Below are 19,397 nucleotides of genomic sequence, written 5' to 3'. Positions count from 1 at the left end.
CGATGCAAAACGGTTACATTGAACGTTTCAACCGCACATTTCGGGAAAGTATCCTGGATGCCTACCTCTTTGAAGATACACAGCAAGTACAGATACTTGCAGAAGAATGGATTCAGGATTACAACTACAAAAGACCACATGAGTCATTGGGAGGAAAGACACCAATGGAATACGATGCCCTGCCGGCGGCATGTTATCAATAGGTCAACTTTAAAAAAGATTGACCTATTGATAACAACTATTTTTAAATTTGAAAACTCGCCTGGATGCCAGTCCGAAAATAGGGAGGGTTACAAAGGTTGTAATTAATAAATTAAAGATAGTTGTAATTTCATCATTATTCATTTTTGGATCATGTGCTTCAAAACAGCAGCATGAACTTAATAAAATGAAGAAGGAATCATCTTATTTCCCAACTCCAAAGAATAAAAACCAAGAAGAATTATATAAGAATAATTGCTCAGCTTACACATTTAATTATACGAATAAATTTCCTGAAGAAAAAGATAGTGTAACAGTTTACGGAAAAGTAACAGTATGTTCAACAGGAAAGATACCTGAGTACAGTACGCTATATATCTACAATCAAGATAAAATCTTGGTAAAAAAAATGACAGTTGATAAATCCGGAAAATATCAAATTAAATTGAAGAAAGGATTATATGGTTCAATAGAAGTAGAATCAGAAGGAGCCAACATTTTTGTGCCCGAATCCTATTTGGGATTAAATGGTAGCTCATTGAATATTGATTTAAAATTATTGAGAGTTTATGTGTTATATTAATTAAATTATAAGAATATAGGATAGAATAAATCAGTATCCAACTTTAACATGTAAACATATTTTTCTCTTTCAAACAGTTAATTAACATTAAACAATTCCCTAATTTTCTGATAACAAACCTTACATAAATTTACCCTCCGAAAAACAAAAAGAAAGGATGAAGAGGAAAATCAACCTGCCCAACACATCTAACTAACGGCTAATAAAAATCTACCTTAAAATTCAATCCTTTGAATTCAAGCAATCGGATTGATTAAAAAAAATTCTACATGCTAACATTCTTAAATAAAGACTATGCGAGTTTTTACTTCGTATTTGGTCTCTGTTTTATCCTGCAGTTATGCTGCATTAAGGATTCTAGTGGTGCTAATCTCCACATAATCACTTCAGAATTCCATTCAAAAAATCTAAAAATAACCAATACTAGTGTTCAACAGACCAGTACCATAACTGGAATAGTGACAAATACCGCAGGAAAACCAATTCCTGGAGCCACAATAAGTATCCCGAAATTGGGCTTATCTACTTCTACCGATAAGGATGGAAAATATAGCCTGGATCTTCCAACTGGTGAACATCTGTAAAAGTGAGTTTTATTTCCTTTACGACACAAGAAAGGAAAATATCGGTAGCAGCTGGCTCAAAACAGGAATTCAATTTTTCCCTGATCGAGAACATTACCATCAGTTTTATCCTATTGCACAGGAACAGATTATCAAGAACCCAAATCTGGAACAGAATGAAGGTTATTAACCTTATTTTATAAAAACAACAGGAGCATTTCATAAACATGAAAGCTCCTGTTTGCTTTAGCTATTCTTGAATATCTTTTAAATTTATCCAGGTAATCCATACTTTTTGAAACCGGTAATATTCGTCTGGTCTGGCCATTGGAAGAATTAATTTATGGAATTATGCCATATATTTTATCATAGAGTAAAGATCATTCCATATGAAACACATTACCATTATTTGCCTAATATTCGCTATGAGCCTATTTTTTAGGACATATGCAACAGAACAAGAACCAGATCGTTTGATTATTAAGGGTGATACCATGCTGCTGCATGCTTTACCTTTAGAGCATTGGAAAAAACAAAACAAGTGGAATAAACCGCTATTTCCCGATTCATTAAGCGGTGTTTCTTCTGGATGTTGGCGAGGCTATATCGCTTATTGGGAAATAATAGATAACCGATTGTACCTAACAAATATCTTCAATGGAGAGAGAACGGCTAAAGTAAATCTAAAGTCTTTATTTGCTGAAAAAGTTAAAGATGGGCGAGTGTACGCAGAATGGTTTTCGGATACAGTGACTGCATACCAAGGGAAACTTCTATATTATATGCATATGGGCTTTTCCTCCATTTTCGAACATGAATTCGAATACAGCTTTGAAAAAGGCTTATTAAAAAATGCTTCTTACTTTGATAATTCCTTGTCGAAAAATACACCTTTTTATGGACAAATTCGGAACCCTAATTCAACCATCGACTCCCTTATTAACTGGCAGGCCCTCCCTCCAATCACAGAAACAATTAAAGTGCAACTTTCAGTTGAGGCCAATGAATTGGGACACGTGGATTCTATATTATCAATTCGCGGAAACAACGAGATTTTTATTCAAGAAGCGATACGGGTTGCTCGGTTATTTAAAAAAATGCCCGTAATATATAAAAGAGGCAAACACATGAAATTTTCATTTTTTTTACCTTTTACTTTTTCCGAGAAAAAACAAAAAGAGAATATGTAATGTAATCCGATTTTTTACCATGAAACACTTTGGTATCTAAAATTCAAATCAAGAGATTAAAAAACTTTGAAAATCTTCAGATTCTAAAAGTTGAAATAAAGTGGAAATATTAACATATTTCTTCTTAAAGGTTTTGGAATGGAGCATTCCTAATAGATCTTGGAAAACCGAATTTATTTTAAAGTTTTCAGGAAAAAGCCTTTTCGGTTGAATACAAGGCTCTTATGTGGGTTATCAAAGATAGTCAAGTAACGATTTGGTAACGGTGCTTATTGCTTTGCTTTTCAACACGTTTCCGTTAGCTCACAGCAAATATACAAAATTTATTATTCTCAAAACCATACAAAGGATTTTAATATCCGATTATTACACTTGGTAAAACAGGACAAGAAAAAAGGGCTTTTATTAAACCCTTTTTACGCTGTACAGATATAGCAAACCCTACCTACCGTCCTGCTCGTCCATTTTTTTGATAAGGCTTTCTTTAAGGCTGTCAAGGAATTTAGTTCTGTTCATTTTTCGGGATTTGAGTTCTAAAAACGTGTGATAGAAATCTCCCAAATCAACATTAAAAGTGCTTTCAAAGACTTTGACGATAGGTTTAATATCTGCATTGGCGTTATTGAATATGCCTTGTGAATGTAGTGCATAAATCAATTCGGTTAAAGCGGTCTTGCTACCTGTCCAATGCAGGGTTGTCGGTTTGTCGCTTGTGGCTGTTTTTGATAGTTGGTCTTCGAGGTAGTCCTGTATCAAATCATTGGCAATAATCTTTGCTACTTTGTAATCGTGGGAAGTGGAAAAACTGTGGTCGGTTTCAAAATAGAATGTGTCCAAACTCAATTGAACATTGTGCTTGCCACGAACAAAATAGGTGTGGTCAAGATAAGTGCTGTCGGTTCTGTAATAGCTGTAAAACGCCATATTGTTATCAAAAAACCTTTTGAGCTTTGATAATTCTTTATTGAAATATTCTTCCAAAACTTCTTTTCCGCCATAAGGTCTTTTGGCTTCAATCTTATACACAGCATTGTAATAAATGAGCTTTGCAACGATGGTAGGTTTCTGATGTTTGAAAAAACGGATTTCTTCGTCTTCATCGCTGAACCCTGTTTTTAGCACATATTCCTTTAATTCGGATAGGCATTCTACAATAAGAAGTATAACAGCTTCTATCCGTTGTATGGAGCAATCAGCTTCAACCTCCAATTCGTTGACTGTTGTTTTTAACCTATGTAATGTTTCGTTGTAAAATTTATTCATTCGATTATTTTGAAATGTTTAAGCGCACTATGAGTAGTGAATTACCAACAGCGCTGTTCCCTCATCAAAAACATCTGTCATTTCAACGATGATGATGATGTTGGTGTTGATGGTGCTGAAAATTACCTATATAATGATGATAAATATGACGGACAACAGCAAAAATTAGGAATATCAATATGGCAGAGAGGAAAATCAGCATTGTCCAATTAAGTATTCGGTGATGCAATCTTTCTACCCTTTTTACAGGCTTTCTTGATTGAGAAATATGCCGATTGGGGATATATTTCTTTTTGCGTATTTTCTTTTTCCTTTTCAAAACTCATAAATTGAAGGGGTTTAAAATTTCATTCGCTGTATTCTTACCGCATTTAAAATTGCCAATAACGCTACGCCAACATCCGCAAAAACAGCTTCCCACATTGTCGCCAATCCACCTGCTCCAAGTACGAGTACAATAGCTTTGACACCGAAAGCCAAACCGATATTTTGCCAAACGATTTTCTTTGTCTGTTTACCGATGTTGATTGCCATAGGTATTTTACTTGGCTTATCGTCCTGTATGACCACATCTGCGGTTTCGATAGTGGCATCACTCCCTAATCCACCCATTGCGATACCTACGTCGCTCAATGCCACAACAGGAGCATCGTTTACACCATCGCCCACAAAAGCAACGCTTTCGCCTTTGGCTTTGATGTCTTTAACTCTGTTTACTTTGTCTTCGGGCAATAAATCTCCAAAGGCATTGTCTATCCCCAACTGCTCCGCTACATATTTCACAACGGTACTTTTATCTCCGCTAAGCATCGTTGCTTTAACATTGAGCTTATGCAATAGGGTTATGGTTTCTTGTGCATCTTCTTTGATACTGTCGGCAATCGTGATGTAACCAACAAATTTGCTGTCGTATGCAACGGCAATAGTTGTATAAACGATGCTGTTCGGGTCTAAGTCGTATGATATGCCGAACTTACCCATCAGTTTGAAATTCCCGACCAATAAATCCTTACCGTTTACCGTTGATTTCAAACCGTGTCCGGCGATTTCCTCCGTATTTTCCAATCGAATTTCATTATTCGGTCTCCCCACGTATTCGTGAATAGCGGTTGCTACGGGGTGTGTGCTATGGCTTTCCAAAATGTTGACTAATTCCAGAATTTCAGCTTTATCAAATTCGGGATTGAAGTTGATATCCTGAACCTTAAAAACGCCCTCTGTCATTGTACCTGTCTTATCCATCACTACGTTTTGAATATCGGAAAGAGCATCTAAAAAGTTACTTCCTTTGAACAGTATTCCATTTTTGCTCGCAGCACCAATACCACCGAAATAACCTAAGGGAATGGAAATAACCAGCGCACAAGGGCAGGAAATAACCAGGAATACCAAAGCCCTGTACAGCCAATCTCTAAACTCATAATTTTCCACAAAGAAATAAGGCAGTAGGCAAATGGCTATGGCTAACAGCACTACAATAGGCGTATAGATTTTTGCAAATTTCCGGATAAATAATTCCGTTGGTGCTTTTTGTGCAGTGGCGTTTTGCACCAATTCTAAAATCTTGCTCAACTTACTGTCGGTGTATGCGGTCGTAACTTTTACCTGCGATACGGTGTTGAGATTTATCATCCCTGCCAAAACGGTTTCGCCTTTGTTTTTTGTATCTGGTTTGCTTTCGCCTGTTAAAGCCGATGTATTGAAAGATGCCGTTTCGGACAACAGTTCTCCGTCTAAGCCTAATTTTTCTCCCGGTTTAAGCTGTATAATTTCGCCAACGGCAACAGTTTCTGCCTTTACGGTTTGCGGTTCATTGTTTTTTAAAACGGTTACTTCATCGGGTCTTTGGTCAAGCAAAGATTTGATGTTTGATTTTGCCCTCGAAACAGCCATTGTCTGAAAAACTTCGCCAACGGCATAGAACAACATTACCGCAACGCCCTCGGGATATTCGCCAATGGCAAATGCCCCGATAGTTGCAATGCCCATCAAAAAGAACTCCGAGAAAATCTCGCCTTTGCGAATACTCTCAACGGCTTCTTTGAGTACGGGCAGTCCAACAGGAGCATAAGCCACCACGTACCAAATAATCCGTACCCAATCGGTAAACCACGTCTGCGGAAACCAATTATCCATTGCAATACCTGCAAGCAACAGCGCAAGGGAAATAATGGCGGGAAGAAACATCTTGAAAACATTGTCAGTATCTCCTGAATGCGAATGGTCGTGTCCGTCATCATCACTGTGGTCGTGATTATGCCCGTCATTTTTGTGATGCCCTTTTACCAATTCCTTAGCACCTGCTTTGGTGTAGATTTTTTCTTCCTGTGTGCAACAAGTCATTTTGCCTTGTGCATCGTAAGTATGCTTGTGATTTTTGTCTGTATTTATCATAGCCTTTAATTTTTTAGGTTCGTTACACTTTTTTATTTCTTATTCTTTCTACATTATTATTCATTATATGCCTCACGATATGCTGAAAAATAAACTTCTTGAAAGCGTTCAGTTCTTGTTGATGTTTTGCATAAAACGCATCGGGTGTATCAAAAACGCCAAAGTCCCGATTGATGCCTTTATCCTGAATAAATGTATTATTGAGGTTCCATTCAATCGGCGGGTTCTCAAAATTATCGGTATAAACCCCGAAACCGCAAAAAGTGGTCTTGCAATCACTGTTCTGTTCCTGTAATTTAGTGAGGTACGGTTTATCCAAAATCACGCCCTCCAAAAAATACCATTGCTCGTTTACCCAAACTTCAACCCAGCTATGCAAGATATTCTTAGGCGATAGTCTGTACCAAATACCTGTAATAGCTCCTTTCTGCAATGCCTTGTCAATGGTAAAGCCGTGAATACGGTTAGGTACATCTGTTGCTCTTAACAAAGCCATTAATAAAGTGGCTTTTGTGTTGCATTGTCCGTACCCGTCATTCAGCACCTGCGATGCGGAAATATAATCAGAAACATTATAGCCAAACTTTATTTCGTCCCGTACAAAATTGTAAATGGCTTGAACTTTGGCAACGGTGTCCAAGTTTTCCCACCCTCTCTGCTCCAATAGCTTTTGTATGGAAGCATTGGAGTAGTCAAGGATTTTTGTTTCTTTAAGATAGGTGTCCATAACACATTTATATTTATAACAAAGTTACACAGGGAGAGCCTGCAATGCTATTGCAAACTCTCCTTTAAACAGTTTTCACAAATTCCCTTACCAAATAATTTTAGTTCGTCGATACGGTAATTCTGACTTCCATTCTGCGGTATTATAAAATCCTCCTTACAGGTTGTCTGCTTACAAATCTTACAATAGAAATGTAAGTGCCAATCCTTGTGTGTATTTTCATCACACCCATCGTGGCACAGAATATACTTGACCGTAGTGTTCTCCTGAATACTGTGTACAATGCCTTTTTCTTCAAAAGTTTTCAAAGTCCTGTAAATCGTAACCCTGTCTGCTTTATAAAAATGGCTCTCGATTTCAGATAGGGACATTGCTGTTTGCTGTTGCTCCAAGAAATCATAAACCAATATCCGCATACTGGTCGGATTGGTGTTCTTTGACAACAGCTTCTGTTCAATGTTTTTTTTCATTATCCAATGTTTTTTAGTGAGCGTGGGCGTGTTCTCCCGAATCATCCATTTTTGCATTCACAAAAAATGCACTTTTTACCACGATATGCGTTCCGTGAGGAATTTCACTTACAGGTGTAATTGCCGTATAACCTAATAGAGAAGCACCTTTAATGACTTCCATTCTTAGAAATCGAGTTCCCTTTTCAGAACCGTGGTCGTGAGCCTCCTCTTCATCGTGGTCGTGAGCTTCTCCCTCTTTATGCTCGTGGGGTTCTTCTTCCTGCTCCTTGACCAAAAAGATGTAATACTTTCCGTCTGCATTGACAATAGCATCGTTGGGTACAGCCGTACTTAATACATCATCTAAACTTACCATTCCGGTTATACTCATTCCGTCAATCAACCCTGCTTTATCTCCTGTAATCTTGCTGTGAACAGCAATAGTTTTACTCTCTCCGCTAAAGGATGAGCCGATACTATAAACTTCGGCAGAATAAGTCTTATTGGGATTGTTGGTTACGACAAAATCTATTTTCTGACCTATTTTGATTAAAGGAATATCCTTTTCATACACCTGTAAGTCCAAGTGCAGGGCTGTGTTTTCTATGATTTCAGCAATAGGCGATGACACATCTACATAGCTTCCGATTTTGGCAAAAACATTGCTGATAGTACCGCTTATCGGACTTGTAACGACCAATGAGGATTTAAGGCTCGAATTTGACAAGGAAGCCGGATTAATCCCCATCATTTGAATTTGCTGGTTCAAAGAAGACTTCCGTGTTCTCAACGTGTTCAGTTCAGTAGTGGCACTTTGCAGGTTTTTCTTTGCTCCGACATTTCCGTCGTTCAGCTCTCTTTGTCTTACAAGTTCCTGTTCGGCAAACTCTATCCGGCTATTGATGCTTAGGTATTCTTCCTGCAATTGTATGAATTGCGGATTGGAAATAGTAGCGATAACCTGACCTTTCCTTACGAAATCGCCTATCTCCACATTAAGGGATTTGATAACACCACCAAACAACGAGGTTGCATTCGCCTTGTTGCTGTTGGGAACTCTTAATGCTCCATTGGCTTTCAATGTTGCGGATAATTGCTTCTGTTCAATTGAACCGATTTCAATACCCACCGCTTTCATCTGCTCATCGGTCAGCACTGCAACATTTTCTTCTTCTTCTTCGTGTTCGTCCGTTGTTGTTTCTGCTTCCGTTCCGTGATTATGCCCATCGCCCTCTTTATGATTATTTGTACAGGCGTTGAAAGCAAAGAATGCTACGAGGACAAGAACGCTAAAAACTATATTATTTATGATACGTTTCATATATTGTATTATTTACTGATTAATGAATGGATAAGCGTTACAGCCTCATTGATTTGCTGAATGCTATTTAAATAATTAAGCTGAATGTCTGCTGTTGTCTGCAAGGCAAATAGGTACTCCACATAAGAAATATCTCCGGTACTGTACCCCAGCTTTGCAGCATTGATAATCTCATCAGCATTGGGAAGTGCCTGCTCCTTGAAATAGGTAAACTGCGCTACATATTGTTCGTATTGTTTCAAGGCGTTTGCCAATTCCGTTTTAAGCTGTTGTTCCTGCCATTGCGCATTTAATTCCAATGATTGTTTCTTGTAATCAAGCGAGCGAATTTTTGCTTTGGTGGTTGTAAAAATGGGGATTGTAATACCTACATCAACAAAACTAAACCGCTGTCCTCTGCCATAAAATTGCTCTACACCATTTTTACTGTGCATTCCTATCAGCGATATGTTATTATAGCCGAACGTAAAATCAGGCAGGCTGTTTGCCCGTTCCAATTTCTTGTTCTGTTCGGCAATTTTCGCCTCTTGGTACAATAGCTGGATGCTCGGATGATTTGCAACAGCCGAACTGTCAATGAAAGAACTTAACAGCAATGGTGTATAATCCGGTTGAGGTTCTATTAAGAAATCTTCCTGTGTCTGCATCAGATTTTTAAGGCTTTGATAGGCGTTCTGCCTTAAAACCTCGTTCTGTTGATACAAAAGACTTATTTCCCCTTTCTTGGTAGTTGCAGTATTAACGTCTAATTTACCTATATCTCCCGTTTTATACCGGAGTTCCGCAACACGGATAAAGTCTACATAAATACTATCAAGATACTTTAAAACCGAAGCATTATGCTCCAAATATTCCAACTGATAATAATAGGTTCTTACCTGTTTTTTCAGTTCGTTTTCTGTCAGAGCCTTCGCCCACTGCTGACCTTTTACCTGCTCTTTGACAAGATTTTTCTTTGCCCCAAAGAGTGTCGGAAAGGGAATGGTCTGTGAAATTTGGAAACCGTCATTATATTCAAATCCCTCATTATTCCCGTATTGGAAGTTTACATCGGTCTTCGGTAGTTCATACGCCGTCTTGCTAAGGCTTTGGGCAGATTGAATATCCATATTTTTGGAACGTAGCTGAGGGTTGGTCTCCACAGCTACTTCAATAGCTCTATCTACACTCATCGGAGTTTGTGCCTTACCGTTTTGAGAAAAACCCAAGAACACAAACAGCAACAGCACGGGTGCTATGGCTTTCGTTTTACTATTTTTCGGAGGTTTTTGGTTTCTCATAAATACGAGGTACAGCAATGGCAGGACGAACAATGTCAGGGCAGTTGCCGAAATCAGTCCACCGATAACCACGGTTGCCAACGGTTTTTGTACTTCTGCACCTGCACTTGTACTCAACGCCATTGGTAAAAAACCTAAACTTGCCACAGATGCCGTCATCAATACAGGTCTAAGCCTTGTTTTAGCTCCCTCGATAATTCTCGGAATAATCTCGTTCCAACCCTCTTTTTCCAGTCTATTGAACGTGGCAATCAGTACAATCCCATTCAGAACAGCAACACCAAACAGGGCGATAAATCCGACACCTGCTGATATGCTGAATGGCATATCCCGCAATAACAGGGCAAATACGCCTCCAATGGCACTCATCGGGATAGCTGTATATACCAAAACGGCTTCCTTAAACGAATGGAATGTGAAATACAACAGGATAAAAATCAAAAGCAATGCGATAGGTACAGCAATCAGCAATCTGTCGGTAGCTTTTTGGAGGTTCTCAAACTGACCACCATAAGTAAAATAATAACCTGTCGGTAGCTTAATCTGTTCAGCCAATTTATCCTGAATTTCATTGACAACGCTGGCTACATCCCGCCCCTGTACGTTGAAGCCGACATATATCCTGCGTTTACCGCCTTCACGGCTGATTTGTGCGGGCCCTAATTTGTAATCAATGTTTGCAACCTGTGAAAGCGGTATTTGGTCGCCGTTTGGTAGTGGGATAAACAGATTGCTCACATCCTCAATGGAACTGCGGTGGGCTTCATCAAGCCGTACCACCAAATCAAATCTTCGTTCGTTTTCATAAATCACACCTGCTGATTTACCTGCGAACGCAGAGCTGACAATATCGTTTATTTCCTGTACATTCAAGCCGTAATTGGCTATTCGGGTACGGTCATATTCGATATTGATTTGGGGAAGACCTGCTACCCGTTCTACCTGCGGAGCAGTCGCACCTTCTACTGTTTGAATAATAGCATTCGCTTTATTGGCATAAACCAACAAACTGTCGAGGTCTTCTCCGAATATCTTAACGGCTACATCCTGCCTGATACCTGTCATCAGTTCATTAAACCGCATCTGTATCGGCTGATTGGCTTCAAAGAATACACCGGGAATAACTTCAAGTTTCTCCATCATTTCATTGGAAAGCTCGTCATAGGATTTTTTTGTTTTCCATTCGTCCTGCGGTTTTAGGATAATCATCAGGTCAGTGGCTTCGGGAGGCATCGGGTCTGTCGGTACTTCGGCAGCACCAGTCTTGCCTACGACCATTCTCACTTCGTCAAATTCCTTGATTATCCTTGATGCCTGCATAGAGGTTTCCAGACTTTGGCTTAACGATGTTCCTTGTGGCAGGATACAGTGGAAAGCAAAATCGCCCTCGCCCAATTTTGGCAGGAACTCTCCGCCCATCCGTGAAAAAAAGAATATACTTATGGTAAACAGCCCAACGGCAACCGCAATAACCACATATTTCATCCGAATGGCTTTTTCTAACAATGGTTTATAAACCCCTTGAAGATAGTCCATCATTTTGTCTGAAAAATTCTTTTTGGTAATCGGCTTTTTAGACAAACACAAAGCACTCATCATCGGGATATAGGTAAAGGACAAAATCAATGCTCCCAAAATGGCAAAACTTACAGTCTGTGCCATTGGCGTAAACATTTTACCCTCTATACCCACCAAAGTAAGGATAGGGATATAGACAATGAGGATGATAACTTCGCCAAATGCGGCACTCGTACGAATTTTCCGTGCAGATTCATATACCTCTTCATCCATTTCTGCCTGCGTAAGTCTTTGTGTGGATTTCCGCAAGCCCAAATGATGCATTGTCGCTTCAACAACAATCAGGGAACCATCTATTACCAATCCGAAATCAATAGCCCCCATACTCATCAGGTTGGCACTTACACCAAACAGCCGCATCATTCCCAACGCAAAAAGCATAGATAGCGGTATGGCTGAGGCTACAATCAGTCCTGCTCTGAAATTCCCCAGGAATAGAATTAATACAAAAATAACAATCAGTGCGCCCTCAATGAGGTTCTTTTGAACCGTACTTATCGCTCTATCAACCAAATCCATTCTGTCTAAAAATGGTTCTATGACCACGTCTTCGGGTAGAGATTGTTGGATAACCGGTATTTTTTCTTTGATACTTTTTACAACTTCAGAGGTGTTTTCTCCCTTCAACATCATTACAATCCCACCCACAGCATCTACTTCGCCATTATAGGTCAATGCTCCGTACCGGGTTGCGTGACCAAATTGTACTTCTGCCACATCTTTGATAAATACCGGAACGCTACCTGTATTTTTAACGACGATATTTCCTACATCTTCCAATGAAGTAACCAGACCAATCCCGCGAATAAAGTAAGCATTGGGCTTCTTATCGATATATGCACCTCCGGTATTTTGGTTGTTGTTTTCGAGGGCGGTAAAAATATCGGAAATACTAACGTCCATTGCCTTGATGCGGTTTGGGTCGATAGAAACTTCGTACTGTTTAAGCAAACCACCGAAACTATTGACTTCTGCAATTCCCGGAGTACCGTAAAGTTGTCTGGCAACAATCCAGTCCTGCATTGTCCGCAAATCCATTGCGGAATATTTGTCTTCACTGCCTTCTTTGGGATGAAGAATATATTGGTACACTTCGCCAAGACCTGTACTGACAGGAGCAAGTTCAGGTGTTCCAATCCCGTCAGGTATCTGGTCTTGTGCTTCTTTCAGCTGTTGGCTTACTAACTGTCGTGCAAAATAAATATCGACATTATCTTGAAAGACAGCGGTTACAACAGATAATCCAAATCTTGAAACACTTCTTATCTCTTCTACTTTTGGAAGATTAACGATACTTTGCTCTACGGGAAATGTTACTAATTGTTCTACTTCTTGTCCTGCCAATGTAGGCGACAGGGTAATAATCTGAACCTGATTGTTTGTAATGTCAGGTTGGGCATCAATGGGGATTTGCTTGGCACTCCATACCCCCCAAATGATGAGAAACAAGGTCATCAATCCTATAATGAACTTATTCTTTATAGAGAATTTTATAATACTATTTAACACTTCTATTGTGATTAATGATGAATAATTAATGATAAATTGCAATGATTATGAATACGAGAAATACGAAGTATGACCCAAAACATTCAGCTTGTTGCTGTACGCAAAAAGCTATAATCATTAAAACATTAAAAATTATGCATTAATCTTTGGCGGTTGCCAAATTCCCCCCAGATAGTGGGATATAAAGGTACATTTATAATAAACTTTAGGCTTAGAAAGGTCAAAAGTCTTCGCCTTAACTAAGCTGTATACATTCCATTGAAGCACTATACCTGAAACTATTCCACAACAACCGCATAAACAAAATGGACTGCACATATCAGTTGTTTCCTGATGGTCGTGGCTTCCTTGATGGGTTAATTCTTCCGAATGGTTATGGTTTTGAAAGTTGTCCTTTTCATACATATCGGTACACGGCATTAAAAATACCGTCATCATATAAATTGCCAATATGGAGTAAAAGACTTTCATATTCTTTTGCAAAGTTAGTAAAAAAGTAATGCAATGGCATTGCATTGTTTATTGCAATCGTCTCTTTTTCTTCTTCATCCGTTTAGCAAATGTTTCTTCTTTATAATCCACGCCTTGTGCATCAGGTAAAAGGCTGAATAATCCTATATCGAAATTCTGAGAATGTTCCTGTGGGATAAACTCAAAAAGGTCTTTCGTTGGTTGGTTGTCTATTGTATTCGTTTTGGAAAGAGGGTTATCCTGTGTTTTCAGTTCGGGTTTGTTGCCGTTGTTCCACCAATCGTTAAAAACATTTGCAGACAGGTTTCTGTCTAACTGTGAACCATTCCATACACTACGGCTCTCGTGGTCAATGAAAGTTACTCCGTAAATCCGTCCGTTGTCGTTTCTGCGAACAATCGTATTAATACCGTGTTCGGTCAATTGTTTTCTAAATTCTATTTCGTTGCTTGTCGTGTGCATAGCCAATTCAACAGTATTCTTTAAAACTGACCTTACAGGATTGGTTTTCATTTTCTCTTTTGACTGTTCAAAATGCTTTTGTAGTTGTGCAACTCCTGCGTCTTTTCCGAAAAGCGATGCCTTAAACGGATTGCTTGCCTTGTTTCCGTTTTCGTCCACTGCCACATAGACCAATCCGTTTACCGGCTGACCGTTCCGCTCGCCTTTGACTTCTTCCGCTGTGATGTTGAACAGCGACAATAAAGCATTATAGCTTCCCATAGTCGGAAAGCTGTAATATTTCGGCAAATGCCGTACTACCGAAGCAATCTGACTTTTGATGTCGCCTTTGTGGTAATCCACAGGTTTGAAAACTTTGTTGGCTTGTTTCTGCTCCTGCTCGGTTGCTTTGTGCAGGTTGTATTTCGTTTCAAAATCCCGACAGATTGCCATTGAACGTGGGTGGTCGTAATCATCGGGGATTTTCTTACCGTCAATGCCTACACAGGTCGAAACGATATGGATATGCATTCGGTCAATGTCCGTATGTTTGAAAACAATATAAGGCTGATTTCCGTAGCCCATACGTTCCATATATTCCTGTGCCATTTCCGTAAACTGCTCATCGCTTACCTCGTCTTTCGGGTCTGGGTTCAATGAAATATGCCGTACCGTTTTTTCTGTTTTGATGTTTGCAGACAAATACGGCTCAAAACATTTATTGAAATACGCTACGGAATACCTGCCGTCCATTGTGTCGGGTATTTTGTTCAGCAACAAAACCGCTCCGTTTTCCCTGTCCACTTTCTGCTGATTGTACAAAATCGCTCCGTACATATTGCTTCCCTTTCCGATTTTTGCAATCATAATTTTACTCTTTATGTAGATATTGCTTTTCAAATCTGTCGGTAAGAATTAAAACCTTTAGCAACAGTTCTTTCATTTTTGCGGTCTGTTTTTCCAATTTATAGAGATATGCAGATGCTTTTTTCTCCGAAAAATTGGCGTTCAATAGCCTTACAATCTGATTGTAATTGGTTGCTATTCCTCGAAACTGACTGAAAAATTTGGTCAGTCCTGCGTGGTATTCTACCGCATTCATATCAATTTTTACGGTCTTTACGGTCTTTTGAAAGATGCAAGCCGTAATGAAATGTGCCTTTACACTTATCCCCGATTGGTCAAAGAGGGCAAGGAACTTGGCGTTTTCCTCTGCATTCAGGTTAATAGAATACCGATGTACGGCAGGGTCATTCTTCGGTTTTCTCCCTGTTTTCCTAATTTGTTTACTGTTCTTTTCTTCCATAATAAATCCATTTCTAATGTTAAACAAAACTGCGACTTCGGAGCGGTTTTCAGCTCCCTGCAAGGGCAAGTGCTTTTGAGTGCCGAAATTCATTTCGAGTACCTCAAAAGATAACTTGCTCTGAACAAGGGTTCAGAAAATCCGTTTTGCAAACGGATTGGAGTTAGCAGGAAAAACCCATCGCTACCGATTACAAATTTCGGCAAGACTATTTGAATAACAGCTATTTACCATAACGACAATGAACGCCAAATGCTACCTTTGAGTGCCATATCAACATAGACTGGGACTGCTTTTGCTTTCTTTGTATATGGTTAGCTGGCTGATTGTTTATATCCTTAACTATGTAACCAATCAGCATAAATCCTGACAGCAAATCTGCGTGATTGAATGCAGACGAATTACAGATTTTTGAGTTAATGAACTAACCAATTAGGGGTATGCAGGTGCTTAGGTAGATAGGTAGATAGATGCAACAGTATGTACAGCTGATTGCTTAGTTAACCAAACAGCTAATTGGATATAATATTAAAAACAAGAGATATGGTACACGAAGAAAACAAAAATCAGCAACCCGAAAAAGAGGATTTTTCTATTGAAAATTTCCTAACTGATGAAAAGAAGCAACCATTCACGGAACAACAGGTAGTAACACATCGGGAAGACTTTGCCAAACCCGAAGTAGATGAGGAAGCTATTATGCGTGTAATGGCAGGCGAAGAACCTTCGGAAACTGAAACGCAACATACAAAAATACCTGCGAGTAATACAAAAAAGATGATTTATAAGCCAAAGAAGCTGACCAAAGAGGATTACTACGGACAGTTCTTTAAAATTCCGAACAGTACAGCAAGCAGGGGGAAATCGGTCTATGTACGGCAGGAACACCACGAAACATTTAACAGGCTCACCAATATTATGGGCATCGACAAACTGACGATTTATGCGTATCTGGACAATATTATCGAATACCACTTTCAGGAGTTTGGTGAATTGATTAGGGAAATCTACAACGAGAAACACAAACCGTTATTCTAATAAATATACGTGGTGGGTGGTACGTTCTCTCTCCTAAAATTATTTTCCAAAACAAAAAAATAGAAAAAAAAGAAAGCCATTCAAACAAGGCGGACAGGCGTTAAAACCAAAAGGAAACGGAATAAGTCCCGAAGGGTGGCAGGGCAACAAAAAAACTCGGCGAAGCCACCTTATCTGCCCTGCCATTATGCCGTAGTCTTTTGGTTGGGCGGTGCGGTGGGTGTCCGCCTTATCTTTGCTACCTTTTGTTCTTTTTTTAATCCCATTCTAATATAATGAAAGGGTACAAAAAACACGTGTGGGCTAACGATGGGGTGTTTTTGGTATGCTTTCCCTTATCCGTACAAAACTTTTTAAATGTGAAGGGGCTTTGCGAGGAAAATTTAAAGTGTTTTGAGGATTGCTTTCCATTTACATTGTGCCAATACGAGCCAAATACTGCCACATAAAGCCAAAGGAAAAAATACATTCCCTTGTGTTCTATATTGGGGGAAATTTTGAAACTATGGCACAAAAAGCAACAACCGACAAGGAGCGGAAAGAGAAAGTACAAATCAAGGAAGAAGAGCGTAGCCCTTTGATGCAGGTTGATAAGCAGGGCGACCCGATTTCCAATTTCATCGCCAATTTTAAACGCCAGTTCAGGGAAACAAAAGGCTTAATAAATTGGAACAGGCTGTTCGGTGGCAGACGTGCCGAACAGCCAAAACAGCCTGCCCAGCCCGAAAGCGTAATTGGTGCTACAAAAACGGTTATGCGTTCGGATTTCAAAAACGATGAAAAAAGCCAGACTGTACAGCCTAACAAAAAGCCTGCCTTGAGAATGGACAATACAGTCAAAACACAACAGGCTCGCCCGAAAAACAATAAACCAAAACTGGGATTTTAATACCGCATTTGGCAACTGTACGCCAAATACCGCCATCAGATGCAACATTAGGATGACCTATGTAAATAGCTTTTATTTTCGAGGTTTAAATGATGCAGATATGGAAATAACAGTTTTAGACATTCAGATTTTAAAAGCACTGAACAGGGAAGTTAAGGAAGTTTCTTTATTGATTAAGGAAATGACCGCACCCTACAAGGCGTTGCAACAGGCAACGAAATGGCTCGACCAGCAGGAAGCCTGCCAACTGCTGAACATCAGCAAACGAACATTGCAGACGTACAGGGCAAAAGGCATTCTTGGGGCAACGCAAATCAATCGGAAGACGTATTTCAGATTATCCGAAGTGGAATTACTGATGCAGGGAGAGCGACCATTAAAAAAGCAGAAGAAATGAAACAGATTGGAGATTCAAACGAAGATATGTTTGCACTGCTCGAAGCTGTGGTAGGCATCAAAAATGAACTGCTGTATATCAGGGAATATTTCCACCCACTTTTAAAAGGGGAAATCTACCTGTCAGGCGAACAGGTCTGCGAGATGCTTCACATCAGTAAACGGACACTGCAACAGTACAGAGATGACGGACTGATACCGTTTATTAAACTCGAACGGAAAATCCTTTTCCGTGAAAGCGATATTATCAAGGTATTGGAAGATAACTATCAGCGTTAGCCGTTAAAAAAAAGAATGCTCTGAAACTGTAACCGTATCGGTCAATTAAACAAACAGCCCACCGCTTAAAAAACGGTGGGCTGTGCTGTTTCAAGGAACTATGATATAAGTTACAGGCTTGCCACAAAAGACTGTTCCATACCCTTAAATTTATGCGATACCTTCTGCATATCCTTACCAACTTTCTCGTTGAGAATTTTGGCGTAAATCTGTGTGGTGGCAATATTCTTATGCCCTAACATTTTGCTTAAACTTTCGAGCGGAACACCCTCACTTAAAAATAAAGTGGCAAAGGTATGGCGTGCCAAATGAAAGGTTACTTTCTTTTCTTTTAGGCAGTCAATCAATTGGGATATACGCTTTAAACTATCATTGCAAACTGTATTTGATGGTACAGGAAATACCTTTCCGTCCTTTGTAAATCCTGCATATTTCTCAATAATCATTTTCGCTATATCCAAGAGCATCACATTTGATGATGTAGCCGTTTTCTTCCTGCGTACAATAATCCACTGGTTGCCGTCAAAGAAATCCTGAAGATTGCTGTTTCTAAGCCCTTTCATATCGGAATAGGAAAGCCCTGTAAAGCAACTGAAAACAAACAGGTCTTTAACCAATTCGTCTTTCTTTTTCTCGCAGTTGAACGTTACGAGCTGTTCCAATTCGTTCCGCAACAGATAGCCACGGTCTTTGTCCTTTTTGGTATTCTTGTACTCGCTGAACGGATTAAAGGCAAGATGCTTTCTGCTCATTGCCAATCGGCAGAGCGTGGTAAATCCAATCATATACAGCCAAATGGTGTTGTGTGTCAAACCTTGGTCGTCACGCAGGTAATAATCAAATTCCTGCACAAAATCAGAAGTAAGGTCGTTGAATGATAAGTCAGGGTAGCCGTATTTTGTCAGTGCAAAATTACGCAGGTGCTTTAAAAGTATTTTGTACTTACTGCGTGTGCCATTTACCCGAAGTCCGCTGTTTACCTTTTTTTCATAATCGGAAAGGAACTGTTCATAGAACTTGAAAAAAGTCAGTTCTCCGCTTTCCATACCGAGAAAGGCGTTTTTAAGTTTGGCACTGTTTACAACCCCCTCGTTTTTTAAGATTTTGGAATAGCATTCCTCGATACCCAAACGGATTTTATCAAGTTTGCCGTTTACCTCTTGTGCTTCTCGGCTCTTGCCCAAAACCCTGCCGTACTTCAAATCCCAATTTGTTGCGGAAATATCCAGTTTAGTACTGAATGCAGACTGCTTGCCGTTTACAGTAATCCTGCACATAACCGTAACCTTTCCGTTTTTCTTCGGAGCATTCTTTTTAAGGTAGAACAATACCTTAAATGTTGATTTTTTTGTCGTTTCCATACTCACAATTCTTAATGATAAAATTAAACTTATGTGAGCTACGGAACAATATGAAAAATTATGCAGAAAGCTGAAATACAGTATTTTATTAGGGTTATTTTCTGTTTTCAAAAGTAACGTTTTAGTAACCTTACTTTTGCCAAACCTCGCTTTTT

The 19,397-nt window shown here is 39.3% G+C and carries 20 protein-coding genes; 10 read left to right on the top strand and 10 right to left on the bottom strand.

Annotated elements, in window-relative coordinates:
• The 5 genes from CRJ00_RS06310 to CRJ00_RS06290 form a co-directional block, all read left to right on the top strand.
• The coding region (locus CRJ00_RS06310) for an integrase core domain-containing protein (RefSeq protein ID WP_099367019.1) at positions 1–203 on the top strand (203 nt) is incomplete at its 5' end.
• A gap of 47 nt (positions 204–250) precedes the next feature.
• Positions 251–784, top strand: a complete 534-nt coding sequence (locus CRJ00_RS06305) for a hypothetical protein (RefSeq protein ID WP_099366029.1) — start codon at positions 251–253, stop codon at positions 782–784.
• Between the two features lie 269 nt (positions 785–1,053).
• Positions 1,054–1,368 (top strand): carboxypeptidase-like regulatory domain-containing protein, encoded by a 315-nt coding sequence (locus tag CRJ00_RS06300; protein ID WP_099366028.1) that lies wholly within the window; start codon positions 1,054–1,056, stop codon positions 1,366–1,368.
• On the top strand, positions 1,325–1,537 hold the full coding sequence (locus CRJ00_RS06295) for a RagB/SusD family nutrient uptake outer membrane protein (protein ID WP_099366027.1): 213 nt from the start codon (positions 1,325–1,327) through the stop codon (positions 1,535–1,537). Before CRJ00_RS06300 ends, CRJ00_RS06295 begins: the two co-directional genes overlap by 44 nt.
• Before the next feature lie 199 nt (positions 1,538–1,736).
• A complete protein-coding gene (locus CRJ00_RS06290; protein WP_180268431.1) occupies positions 1,737–2,537 on the top strand; it encodes a hypothetical protein in 801 nt (266 codons plus the stop codon).
• Between the two features lie 441 nt (positions 2,538–2,978).
• Here CRJ00_RS06290 and CRJ00_RS06285 read toward each other — a convergent pair whose 3' ends face one another.
• The gene (locus CRJ00_RS06285) at positions 2,979–3,800 is read right to left on the bottom strand and encodes an RteC domain-containing protein (RefSeq protein WP_099366025.1); all 822 of its coding nucleotides are present in this window, start codon (positions 3,798–3,800) and stop codon (positions 2,979–2,981) included.
• Between the two features lie 36 nt (positions 3,801–3,836).
• On the opposite strand from CRJ00_RS06285, the gene CRJ00_RS18780 reads away from it, so the two are divergent.
• Complete coding sequence (locus tag CRJ00_RS18780; RefSeq protein ID WP_180268430.1) at positions 3,837–4,013, top strand: hypothetical protein; 177 nt, start codon at positions 3,837–3,839, stop codon at positions 4,011–4,013.
• Between the two features lie 126 nt (positions 4,014–4,139).
• On the opposite strand, the gene CRJ00_RS06280 is transcribed toward CRJ00_RS18780, so the two are convergent.
• The 8 genes from CRJ00_RS06280 to mobA form a co-directional block, all read right to left on the bottom strand.
• Positions 4,140–6,194, bottom strand: coding sequence for a heavy metal translocating P-type ATPase (locus tag CRJ00_RS06280; RefSeq protein WP_013597178.1), 2,055 nt, complete (start codon positions 6,192–6,194; stop codon positions 4,140–4,142).
• A gap of 22 nt (positions 6,195–6,216) precedes the next feature.
• On the bottom strand, positions 6,217–6,921 hold the full coding sequence (locus tag CRJ00_RS06275; RefSeq protein WP_003010388.1) for a transglutaminase-like domain-containing protein: 705 nt from the start codon (positions 6,919–6,921) through the stop codon (positions 6,217–6,219).
• 47 nt (positions 6,922–6,968) lie between these two features.
• Positions 6,969–7,391 (bottom strand): Fur family transcriptional regulator, encoded by a 423-nt coding sequence (locus CRJ00_RS06270; protein ID WP_013597180.1) that lies wholly within the window; start codon positions 7,389–7,391, stop codon positions 6,969–6,971.
• Between the two features lie 13 nt (positions 7,392–7,404).
• Positions 7,405–8,694, bottom strand: coding sequence for an efflux RND transporter periplasmic adaptor subunit (locus tag CRJ00_RS06265; RefSeq protein ID WP_099366024.1), 1,290 nt, complete (start codon positions 8,692–8,694; stop codon positions 7,405–7,407).
• A gap of 8 nt (positions 8,695–8,702) precedes the next feature.
• Positions 8,703–13,061 (bottom strand): CusA/CzcA family heavy metal efflux RND transporter, encoded by a 4,359-nt coding sequence (locus tag CRJ00_RS06260; RefSeq protein ID WP_099366023.1) that lies wholly within the window; start codon positions 13,059–13,061, stop codon positions 8,703–8,705.
• 132 nt (positions 13,062–13,193) lie between these two features.
• Positions 13,194–13,532: a DUF6660 family protein gene (locus CRJ00_RS19335; protein ID WP_003010400.1), complete on the bottom strand. Its 339-nt coding sequence runs from the start codon at positions 13,530–13,532 to the stop codon at positions 13,194–13,196.
• A gap of 48 nt (positions 13,533–13,580) precedes the next feature.
• A complete protein-coding gene (gene mobB, locus CRJ00_RS06250) occupies positions 13,581–14,840 on the bottom strand; it encodes a conjugal transfer protein MobB (protein ID WP_003010403.1) in 1,260 nt (419 codons plus the stop codon).
• Positions 14,841–14,844: 4 nt separating this feature from the next.
• The gene (gene mobA / locus CRJ00_RS06245; RefSeq protein ID WP_013597184.1) at positions 14,845–15,279 is read right to left on the bottom strand and encodes a conjugal transfer protein MobA; all 435 of its coding nucleotides are present in this window, start codon (positions 15,277–15,279) and stop codon (positions 14,845–14,847) included.
• A gap of 543 nt (positions 15,280–15,822) precedes the next feature.
• On the opposite strand from mobA, the gene CRJ00_RS06240 reads away from it, so the two are divergent.
• The 4 genes from CRJ00_RS06240 (at position 15,823) to CRJ00_RS06225 (ending at position 17,881) form a co-directional block, all read left to right on the top strand.
• The gene (locus CRJ00_RS06240) at positions 15,823–16,317 is read left to right on the top strand and encodes a DUF3408 domain-containing protein (RefSeq protein WP_099366022.1); all 495 of its coding nucleotides are present in this window, start codon (positions 15,823–15,825) and stop codon (positions 16,315–16,317) included.
• Positions 16,318–16,822: 505 nt separating this feature from the next.
• Complete coding sequence (locus tag CRJ00_RS06235) at positions 16,823–17,206, top strand: hypothetical protein (protein WP_059333860.1); 384 nt, start codon at positions 16,823–16,825, stop codon at positions 17,204–17,206.
• Between the two features lie 100 nt (positions 17,207–17,306).
• A complete protein-coding gene (locus CRJ00_RS06230) occupies positions 17,307–17,603 on the top strand; it encodes a helix-turn-helix domain-containing protein (RefSeq protein WP_082691723.1) in 297 nt (98 codons plus the stop codon).
• A complete protein-coding gene (locus tag CRJ00_RS06225; RefSeq protein ID WP_099366021.1) occupies positions 17,600–17,881 on the top strand; it encodes a helix-turn-helix domain-containing protein in 282 nt (93 codons plus the stop codon). The genes CRJ00_RS06230 and CRJ00_RS06225 overlap by 4 nt, the downstream gene beginning before the upstream one ends.
• A 110-nt stretch (positions 17,882–17,991) precedes the next feature.
• On the opposite strand, the gene CRJ00_RS06220 is transcribed toward CRJ00_RS06225, so the two are convergent.
• A complete protein-coding gene (locus tag CRJ00_RS06220; protein WP_099366020.1) occupies positions 17,992–19,242 on the bottom strand; it encodes a site-specific integrase in 1,251 nt (416 codons plus the stop codon).
• Positions 19,243–19,397 lie beyond the last annotated feature (155 nt).

Source organism: Sphingobacterium sp. 1.A.4 (assembly GCF_002734245.1).
Taxonomy (GTDB): Bacteria; Bacteroidota; Bacteroidia; order Sphingobacteriales; family Sphingobacteriaceae; genus Sphingobacterium; species Sphingobacterium tenebrionis.
Note: the sequence above shows the minus strand (reverse complement) of the source record. Positions and strands in the feature narration are given on the sequence as shown.

Coding starts and splice junctions, on each gene's coding strand:
- mobB (WP_003010403.1), bottom strand. CDS start 14,840: ATGATTGCAAAAATCGGAAAGGGAAGCAATATGTACGGAGCGATTTTG.
- CRJ00_RS06295 (WP_099366027.1), top strand. CDS start 1,325: ATGGAAAATATAGCCTGGATCTTCCAACTGGTGAACATCTGTAAAAGT.
- CRJ00_RS06270 (WP_013597180.1), bottom strand. CDS start 7,391: ATGAAAAAAAACATTGAACAGAAGCTGTTGTCAAAGAACACCAATCCG.
- CRJ00_RS06285 (WP_099366025.1), bottom strand. CDS start 3,800: ATGAATAAATTTTACAACGAAACATTACATAGGTTAAAAACAACAGTC.
- CRJ00_RS06230 (WP_082691723.1), top strand. CDS start 17,307: ATGGAAATAACAGTTTTAGACATTCAGATTTTAAAAGCACTGAACAGG.
- CRJ00_RS06265 (WP_099366024.1), bottom strand. CDS start 8,694: ATGAAACGTATCATAAATAATATAGTTTTTAGCGTTCTTGTCCTCGTA.
- CRJ00_RS19335 (WP_003010400.1), bottom strand. CDS start 13,532: ATGAAAGTCTTTTACTCCATATTGGCAATTTATATGATGACGGTATTT.
- CRJ00_RS06220 (WP_099366020.1), bottom strand. CDS start 19,242: ATGGAAACGACAAAAAAATCAACATTTAAGGTATTGTTCTACCTTAAA.
- CRJ00_RS06240 (WP_099366022.1), top strand. CDS start 15,823: ATGGTACACGAAGAAAACAAAAATCAGCAACCCGAAAAAGAGGATTTT.
- CRJ00_RS06300 (WP_099366028.1), top strand. CDS start 1,054: ATGCTAACATTCTTAAATAAAGACTATGCGAGTTTTTACTTCGTATTT.
- CRJ00_RS06235 (WP_059333860.1), top strand. CDS start 16,823: ATGGCACAAAAAGCAACAACCGACAAGGAGCGGAAAGAGAAAGTACAA.
- CRJ00_RS06290 (WP_180268431.1), top strand. CDS start 1,737: ATGAAACACATTACCATTATTTGCCTAATATTCGCTATGAGCCTATTT.
- CRJ00_RS06225 (WP_099366021.1), top strand. CDS start 17,600: ATGAAACAGATTGGAGATTCAAACGAAGATATGTTTGCACTGCTCGAA.
- CRJ00_RS06275 (WP_003010388.1), bottom strand. CDS start 6,921: ATGGACACCTATCTTAAAGAAACAAAAATCCTTGACTACTCCAATGCT.
- mobA (WP_013597184.1), bottom strand. CDS start 15,279: ATGGAAGAAAAGAACAGTAAACAAATTAGGAAAACAGGGAGAAAACCG.
- CRJ00_RS06280 (WP_013597178.1), bottom strand. CDS start 6,194: ATGATAAATACAGACAAAAATCACAAGCATACTTACGATGCACAAGGC.